The organism is Polaromonas sp. P1_E3 (assembly GCF_056405935.1).
The window spans coordinates 1-7,811 of record NZ_JBFUBD010000124.1 but is presented as its reverse complement, the minus strand read 5'-3'; the positions used below and the strand labels follow the sequence as shown (position 1 = coordinate 7,811).

Genomic DNA, 7,811 nt, shown 5'->3' with positions numbered 1-7,811 from the left:
CGACGAAGCCTCCGTCATGCTGCGGGCCAGCAGCCTGACCACCTTGCGCCGCGTGGTGCTGCCTTTGCTCAAGCCGGCCCTTGTCGCCGCACTGGTCTACAGCTTTGTCCGGTCAATGACCACGGTCTCCGCCGTCATTTTTCTGGTGACGGCCGAGTACGAACTGGCTACCACGTACATCATTGGCCGGGTAGGAAATGGCGACTACGGAGTGGCGCTGGCGTACTGCACTGTGCTGATCGTGCTGATGTCGTTGGTCACGGCGTTGATCCAGTTTTTTGTCGGTGAACGCAAGCTGGGGCGGCGTACGGTCGTTGCCGACCGGTAGTCCACCGTTAATCACATCCCGGCCAGCCCTTTACACACAACAAGGATATTTACAGATGACTCCAACGGGTGCTGATTTTAAAAGCGTGGTTATGAGTTGTCGCGAAGCCGCCGACCCGTGCATCGAAGTGCCATCGAGGCAGATCACCCGATGACCCCGAAAACCTGGTCCGGTGCCACAAAAACCGACGCGCTGATCTTTGACATGGACGGCACCATGATCGACTCCRTGCCGTGGCATGCCAGGTCGTGGAGCGAGTTCGCGCGGCGTCACGGCGTCCAGATGGCGCTGGTTGACATCCTCAGGCGCACCACCGGGCGCACCGGCACCGAGTCCATGAACCAGTTGTTCCAGCGTGACGTGGAGCTTTCAGAAGCGCGGCTGCTGGTTGCCGAAAAAGAAGCGATTTATCGCGAACTCTTCGCGCCGGTGTTTGCCGAGGTTGCGGGCTTCAAGGCCTTTGCCGGGCTGGCGATGGCGCGGGGGCTCAAAGTGGGTGTGGGAACTGCGGGCGACCAGCACAACATCGCGTTTGCGATGGCCGGTCTTGCCATGGTGTCCGCACCTCATGCTGTGGTGGGTGGCGACGAAGGCCTGGCAGGAAAACCCGAGCCGGCCATATTTCTGGAGGCTGCGCGACGCATGGGGGTTGCGGCCGCTGCCTGCGTCGTGTTTGAAGATGCGCCCTTTGGCATAGAAGCCGCGCGGCGCGCCGGCATGCGGGCAGTGGCGGTTTGCACCAGCCATAGCGCCGAAGAGCTCTCGGGGCCGCACGTGATTGCCAGCGTGCGCGACTACAACCAACTTATCGAGAGTGATTTTTTGGGAAAGCTCCATGCGGCAGTTGCGTGATGGGCAGGGCCCGCCTGTGGAGCAGCCTTCCGCCGGCATCGCCTTCGACTCGCTATTTTTATCCTCTTTGTCTTCTTTTTCTTTCACATCAACAAAGAAAGCCTGCACATGAGCCAACTCGGCATTCAATTCAATAACGTGCAAAAACGCTATGGGAGCGCCCCGTCGCCACTGGTGGTCAAGGGCATCAGTTTTACCGTTCCCAAAGGCACGCTGACAACGATTCTGGGACCTTCAGGTTGCGGAAAGACCACGACGCTGCGCATGATCGCCGGGTTGGAGACGCCCAGCGCAGGCCAGATCCTGATCGACGGCCGTGACGTGACCCATCTCGGACCCGCCGAACGCAACGTCAGCATGGTGTTCCAGAGCTACGCCCTGTTCCCGCACATGAGCGTGCTGGAGAACGTGGGTTACGGCCTGAGCGTCAGCGGCATCCATGCCAGGGAGCTGCAGGAGCGCGCACAGGCAGCGATGTCCGCAGTCGGCTTGTCAGGTTATGACAACCGCCTGCCCAGTGAACTGTCCGGCGGGCAGCAGCAGCGTGTGGCCGTTGCCCGGGCCCTGGTGCTGGAGCCGTCCGTGCTGCTGTTTGACGAACCGCTCTCCAACCTGGATGCAAGGCTGCGGCGCTCCATGCGTGAAGAAATCCGCGGGTTGCAGCAGCGCCTCGGACTGACCGTTGCTTATGTCACCCACGACCAAAGTGAGGCCCTCGCTGTCAGCGACCAGATCATTGTCATGGACCAGGGGGTGATTGCCCAGGCAGGGTCCCCTTCGGAACTTTACGAGCGTCCCAACAGCGAATTTGTCGCCGGATTTATGGGCGAGGCCATGTTGTTTCCCGGCCAGGCGTTTGCCGACGGCCGGATCCAGGTTGGGGCGTTGCATGTGAAAGCCCTGCATCCCGTCGAGCCCGGTCCGGTGAAAGCCGCCATTCGCCCTGAAGCCTGGACGATTGYGCCGCCCGGAGATGACGGCTTGCCCGGCGTGGTTTCCAAAAAAGCCTATCTGGGCAGCGTCCGCGAGTTCACCGTCGACACCACCTTGGGTCCTATTTTTGTCGTGTCCACTGATACGGCATCCGACTGGTTCCAGGGCGATGCCGTAACCCTTCACCTGCCCGAACGGGGTATTTCTGTTGTTTCAGCCTGAATGGAGAAAATATGAGCCTTCAACRTCGAATCGTCCTCCACGGCCTTGCCGGGCTGTGTGCCGGACCGCTGCTTTACTCCCCGGTAATGGCGCAGCCTGCGGCAGAGTCCATGCTGACATTTGGTTTGATCTCGCCCAGGGCGGCTGCGGAGACCCGTGCGAACTGGGAGCCGTTCGTCAAACTCCTGGGCGCGGCCATCCGCCGTCCGATTGATCTGCGTGTCTATGAGTCGCAGGGCGCGCTGGTAACCGCCTTCATTGGTGGGGAAATAGATCTGGCCTGGATGGGCAATGTGCCCGCTCTGGATGTGGTGGCTTCTGGTGCCGGTGGTGTTTTTGCACAGATGGTCACGGGGGACGGCAGCGTAGGCTACAAATCGATCCTGGTGACCCATCGCAGTTCGCAAATCGAGGCGCTCAAGCCGCTGATTGAAAATGCCTCCGGCCTGCGCTTTGGCGATGGCGATCCCAAGAGCACGTCCGGCCATCTGGTGCCGCTGTATTTTGCTTTCACCAAGAATGGCGTGAGCAAGCCCGCAGAAATTTTCAAGTCAGTGGAGACAGGGAGCCACCAGCAAAACCTGCTGAAAGTATCGAAAAAGCAAATTGATGTGGCGACGGCCAACAATGAAGAGCTTGCATTCTTTCAGCGCGACTTTCCGGACCTGGCCAGAGAGGTAAAAGTCGTCTGGGAATCACCCCTCATACCGCAATCCCCGCTGCTGTGGAAGGCAACGCTGCCTGACCCGTTGAAGGCGTCCATCCGGAAGTTCGTCGTCGGGTTTGCCGAGAGCGATCCCGGCGAAAAGCGCATCCTCCTGGCCGTTAACGGTTTGTCCCGGTTCCGGTCTTCCAGTAACCGGCAGCTGCTTCCCATTGCCGACCTGGAAATGTTCAAGACCCGCCAGGCCATCAACGACGACAAGACACTTTCTGCAACTGAGCGGCAGGCCCGGATTGCGCAGGCCATAGAGCGAGGTTCGCGCCTGGAGCTCCGCCTCAAGATGGTTGTCTAGCAGCCTGCTTGCGGCCCACTTGCCGGCAGAATGAAGGGGCCTCGTTACACCGCGCTGCGGTGCCGGGCAATGCAGGTGTCCAGCACTTCGCCGGTTTCGCGCTGCCACCAGTTGCCGGCGGAAAAGATCTCCACTTCGCTGTAACCCGCGAACCCTTGCGCCTCCACCCAGCCGCGGATTTTCGGGATGTCGATGACGCCGTCGCCCATCATGCCGCGGTCGTTCAGCAAATCGGTTGTGGGTGTCAGCCAGTCGCAGACGTGGAAGGCGAGCAGGCGTTTCTTGCCGGCCCGTTCGATTTGCTGCTGCAGCTTCGGGTCCCACCACACGTGGTACACGTCCACCGCGACACCGAGCGCGCCGCTCTTTGAGGGGTCGAGGGCATCGCAGACATCGAGTGCGTGCTCCATGGTGTTGATGCAGGCACGGTCTGCCGCGTACATCGGGTGCAGCGGCTCAATGGCCAGCGGCATGTTGCAGCTTCTGGCGTATTCGAGCAATTGGGCAATGCCGTCGGTGACCTGGCTGCGCGATAGCGCCAGGTCTTTGTGCGCCGCCTTGCCGGCCAGTGCGCCGGGCAAGCCGCCCACCACCAGTACCAGACAAGCGGCCTTGAGTTCACAGGCTTCATCGACGGCACGGAGGTTGTCGTCGTGCGCAGCCTGCAGGCCGGCGGCATCGGCTGCGGGGAACATGCCGCCACGGCAATAACCGGAGAGTTCAAGCCCGTGGGTTTTGACGAGTTTCGAAATGGTGGGCAGGCCGGCGGCCGCGACCTGGTCGCGCCACGGCGATATCGCCTTGATGCCGCGCTGCACGCAGGCTTCGATGATGGTGGTCAGCGGTTGCTCGACGCCACGGCTTTTGCGCACGGTCGCGGTGTTGATGGAGAGCCAGCGGTGGTCCTGGGAAAAATTGCGCATGAGATGGGTTAAGTGGGTGTCAGTGAAGTCAATGAGAAGGGCGGGCGGTTTTCTGCCGGCGCAGTTCGCGGATGATGGCCGCGTTGTCGAGCTCGCCGTCACCCGCAGCGACGGCTGCGCGCATCAATTCGGCGTGGGCTTCGGACAAAGGCAATTTCTGGCCTTCGGCCGCGGCACTGTCAATCATCAGCCTGACATCCTTGAGGTGCTGATGGATGCGCGACTGTGGTGTGAAGTCTCCGTCCACCATCATCCGGCCCTTGGCCTCGGCCGCACCTGACGTAGCCGGGCTGGCCAGTACCAGCGCCAGGAACTGCTCGGGGGGAATGCCCATGTTTTCGGCGAAGACCATGCCTTCGGCCAGTACTGCGCGGTTCAGGCCCAGCACCAGGTTGGTGGCGAGCTTGGCCTTGGCCCCCATGCCCGCGCCGCCGACATGGATGCGTTTGTCTGAAATGGCGGCCAGCACGGATTCGCACGCTTGCAATGCCGCGGCTTCGCCACCCACCAGCAGGGTGGCTTCGCCGGCGGCGATCTGCTGGCTGGAACCCGAGAGCGGCGCTTCGATGAAGTGGATGCCGCGTGCAGCGAGCCGCGCAGCCAGGGCTTCGAGTTCGCGAGGGGTGCCCGTGGAGCAGTCGATGATGGTGCGTACGCCGAAAACGGACAGCAGGCCGCCCGGCCCTTCGACCACCTTCAGCACGTCGTCGGTGTTGAAGACGGCCAGCACCATGCAGGAGGCCGCACCGGCAACTTCGGCGAGGGAGCCGGCGGCGCGGCCGCCGCGGGCGGTGAGGGCTGCCCGGGCTTCTTCGCGCAGGTCAAAGCCGGTGACCTGGAAGCCGGCGGCTGTGAGGCGCTGTGCCAACGCTGTGCCGACCAGGCCCAGGCCGACAATGCCGACAGTGTTTGCGGCCATGCCTTCACGCCGCAAGCGACGCGCCTCCGCAGATCTGGATCTCCTGGCCGGTGATAGCCGCAGCGTCGGGCGAGAGCAGGAAGGTGACCAGCGCGGCAATCTCCCGCGGCTGGATCAGCCGGCCCAGCGGCGGCAGCTTCGGCGGGACCGTCGTGCGCGCAGGGTCGGCAAGCATGGCTGTTTCGGTGGCAGCCGGGGACACCACATTGACGGTGACGCCCGAAGCCACGACCTCGGCAGCCCAGCTGCGCGCAAGCGCCACCAGCGCCGCCTTGGTGGCTGCGTACTGGCTGCGGCCCGCCATGCCGCGCGCCACGCGGCTGCCGACCAGCACCACGCGGCCCGCGCCCGCCTGCGCCATGGCGGGCACCACGAGGTTGGCGATGCGCGTGACAGCATCTACATGGAGCTGCCACATCAGCGCCGAATCGTCGTTGCGCAGCGTACCGAGTGGCCCCACACGCAGCACGCCGGCGGCGTGGATAAGCGCCTGTATCCCACCCGCTGCGCGCACGGCGCGTTCCGTGGCTTCGGTGTTGCACAGGTTGACTTCGGTGGAGGAAAACGCCGGGTGCACGATGCGCGCAGGCGCCAGGTCCAGGCCCACCACGTCCCAGCCCTGGGCAAGCAGTGCCTGCGCAATGGCCAGGCCAATGCCGGAGCTGGTGCCCGTGACCAGGGCGCGTTTGACATCTTCAGTGGCCATGGTTGTGCATGTTACTCAACACGGATATTCCCGTCCGTGATGATCTTCTGTGAGCGCGCCATGTCGCTGCTCTGGAATTTGGCGAAATCTTCCGGTGTACCGGGCGTCAGCACCAGGCCTTGCTGGAGGAGTTTTTCGCGCATGTCGCTGGCCAGCGCCTTGTTGGTTTCGGCGTTGAGTTTCTGCGTGATGTCTGCCGGCAATTTGGCCGGGCCCCACAGCCCGTACCAACTGTAAAACTCATAGCCGGGAATTGTCTCTGCCACGGTCGGCACATCAGGCAGGTTGGGCACACGCTTGTCGCCGGTGATGGCAACGACGCGCAACAAGCCGCTCTTGTGGTACTGCAGAGAGCCGAGGATAGGGTCGATAAAGCCGTCGATCTGGCCGCCGATCAAATCCTGGAACGCCGGCGCCGTGCCCTTGTAGGGCACCACGGTGTATTCGATACCGCCGGCGCGCTTGAGCAGTTCGGTCGACAGGTGACCGGCCGAGCCGATGGAGCCGACCGCAAACGTCATCTTGCCGGGGTTGGCCTTGGCGTGGGCAATCAGCGACTTCACGTCGGTGATCGGCAGGTTCTTGTTGATGGCTATCGACAAGGGCGCCTTGGCGACGAGCGAGACGGGCGTGAAGTCTTTCACCACACCGTAAGGCACGGACTTCATGGTCATGGGGGCGGTGGTGAAAGTGGAGGCATTGAAGAGCAGGGTGTAGCCGTCGGCAGGTGCCTGCGCGACCACGTGCGCACCGATGGTGCCGTTGCCGCCCGCACGGTTTTCCACCACGAAAGGCTGGCCCATCTGCTCACCGAGCTTTTGCGCCAGCTGCCGTCCCACCGCGTCCAGCGTGCCACCGGGCGGGAAGGGGATGATGACCTTGACCGGACGGGTGGGATAAGCCTGCGCCGCGGCGCCGAAGGCTGCGGCTGCGAGGCCGGCGGCCAGGCTGGCCTTGAGGAAAGTGCGTGTGTTCATGTTGTCTCCAGGGTTGTAATGAGTGGTTAGGGGAAGCTTCTGTGGCTTCTTTGGAATGTTTCTTTAATGGATTCCATGCAGGGACAGCAGCGTCTTCATGCGCTGTGTCGCCAGGTCCGGTTGCTCCAGCAGGTTGGCCGCATCAGCCAGGCGGAACAGCTCGGCGAAGTGCTGCAGCGAACGTGTGCTCTGCTGCCCGCCCACCATCGTGAAGTGCTTCTGGTGGCCGTTGAGCCAGGCCATGAAAACCACGCCGGTTTTGTAAAAACGGGTGGGCGCGGCAAAGATGTGGCGCGACAGCGGCACGGTGGGGCCGAGGATGGCGTGGAATTTTTCCACGTTGCCCTGTGCCAGTTCGCCCAGCGCCGCGCTGGCAGCCGGTGCAATCGCATCGAAGATGCCAAGCAGCGCATCGCTCTGCCCGTGCATGGCTTCCTTGCCGAAGCCGTCGCCGGCAATCAGCTCGGCGTAGTTGAAGTCGTCGCCCGTGTACATGCGTACGCCCGGGGGCAGGCGCCGGCGCATGGCAATTTCCTTGTCCTTGTCGAGCAGCGAGATCTTGATGCCGTCGACCTTTTCGGGGTGCGCGTTGATGATGCCAAGTGCCGTGTCCATGGCTTTTTCAACGTTGCTGCTGCCCCAGTAGCCAGCCAGTGCGGGGTCGAACATGTCGCCCAGCCAGTGCAGCACCACCGGTTGTTTTGCCTGGCTGAGGATGCGGTCGTAAACGCGCTCATAGTCCGCCGGGCTTTTGGCGACGCGCGCCAGCGCGCGGCTGGCCATCACGATCAGCTTGCCGCCGAGCTTTTCAATCGCGGCCATCTGCTCTTCATAACCCGCGATGACTTCGTCAACCGTTTTGACGTTTTCCAGCACGAGGTGGTCGGTACCGCAGCCCGACGCCACCAGCGCACCCGGCACGTCTTTGGCGGCGT

At 62.8% G+C, this 7,811-nt stretch carries 9 protein-coding genes; 4 read left to right on the top strand and 5 right to left on the bottom strand.

The window, feature by feature from the left end; genetic code table 11:
* The 4 genes from AC1D0Z_RS13330 to phnD all read left to right on the top strand — a co-directional run.
* A partial coding sequence (locus AC1D0Z_RS13330) for an ABC transporter permease subunit (protein ID WP_477658708.1) occupies window positions 1-328 on the top strand: 328 nt, incomplete at its 5' end.
* Between the two features lie 150 nt (window positions 329-478).
* Window positions 479-1,180 (top strand): HAD family hydrolase, encoded by a 702-nt coding sequence (locus AC1D0Z_RS13325; protein WP_477658707.1) that lies wholly within the window; start codon window positions 479-481, stop codon window positions 1,178-1,180.
* Window positions 1,181-1,288: 108 nt separating this feature from the next.
* Window positions 1,289-2,335: an ABC transporter ATP-binding protein gene (locus AC1D0Z_RS13320; protein ID WP_477658706.1), complete on the top strand. Its 1,047-nt coding sequence runs from the start codon at window positions 1,289-1,291 to the stop codon at window positions 2,333-2,335.
* Window positions 2,336-2,346: 11 nt separating this feature from the next.
* The gene (gene phnD, locus AC1D0Z_RS13315) at window positions 2,347-3,351 is read left to right on the top strand and encodes a phosphate/phosphite/phosphonate ABC transporter substrate-binding protein (RefSeq protein WP_477658705.1); all 1,005 of its coding nucleotides are present in this window, start codon (window positions 2,347-2,349) and stop codon (window positions 3,349-3,351) included.
* A 44-nt stretch (window positions 3,352-3,395) separates the two neighbouring features.
* Here phnD and AC1D0Z_RS13310 read toward each other — a convergent pair whose 3' ends face one another.
* From AC1D0Z_RS13310 to AC1D0Z_RS13290, 5 genes are all read right to left on the bottom strand, one after another.
* Window positions 3,396-4,274, bottom strand: a complete 879-nt coding sequence (locus AC1D0Z_RS13310; protein WP_477658704.1) for a sugar phosphate isomerase/epimerase family protein — start codon at window positions 4,272-4,274, stop codon at window positions 3,396-3,398.
* Window positions 4,275-4,302: 28 nt separating this feature from the next.
* On the bottom strand, window positions 4,303-5,193 hold the full coding sequence (locus tag AC1D0Z_RS13305; protein WP_477658703.1) for an NAD(P)-dependent oxidoreductase: 891 nt from the start codon (window positions 5,191-5,193) through the stop codon (window positions 4,303-4,305).
* A gap of 4 nt (window positions 5,194-5,197) precedes the next feature.
* Window positions 5,198-5,899, bottom strand: a complete 702-nt coding sequence (locus tag AC1D0Z_RS13300) for an SDR family NAD(P)-dependent oxidoreductase (RefSeq protein WP_477658702.1) — start codon at window positions 5,897-5,899, stop codon at window positions 5,198-5,200.
* Window positions 5,900-5,910: 11 nt separating this feature from the next.
* Complete coding sequence (locus AC1D0Z_RS13295; RefSeq protein WP_477658701.1) at window positions 5,911-6,876, bottom strand: Bug family tripartite tricarboxylate transporter substrate binding protein; 966 nt, start codon at window positions 6,874-6,876, stop codon at window positions 5,911-5,913.
* 63 nt (window positions 6,877-6,939) lie between these two features.
* Window positions 6,940-7,811 (bottom strand): DUF993 family protein (locus AC1D0Z_RS13290; protein WP_477658700.1); only part of this gene is annotated, 872 nt, incomplete at its 5' end.

Bases quoted from the DNA above. Each gene is read 5' to 3' on its own strand.
- AC1D0Z_RS13310 (WP_477658704.1), bottom strand. From the start codon at position 4,274: ATGCGCAATTTTTCCCAGGACCACCGCTGGCTCTCCATCAACACCGCG.
- AC1D0Z_RS13295 (WP_477658701.1), bottom strand. From the start codon at position 6,876: ATGAACACACGCACTTTCCTCAAGGCCAGCCTGGCCGCCGGCCTCGCA.
- AC1D0Z_RS13300 (WP_477658702.1), bottom strand. From the start codon at position 5,899: ATGGCCACTGAAGATGTCAAACGCGCCCTGGTCACGGGCACCAGCTCC.
- AC1D0Z_RS13305 (WP_477658703.1), bottom strand. From the start codon at position 5,193: ATGGCCGCAAACACTGTCGGCATTGTCGGCCTGGGCCTGGTCGGCACA.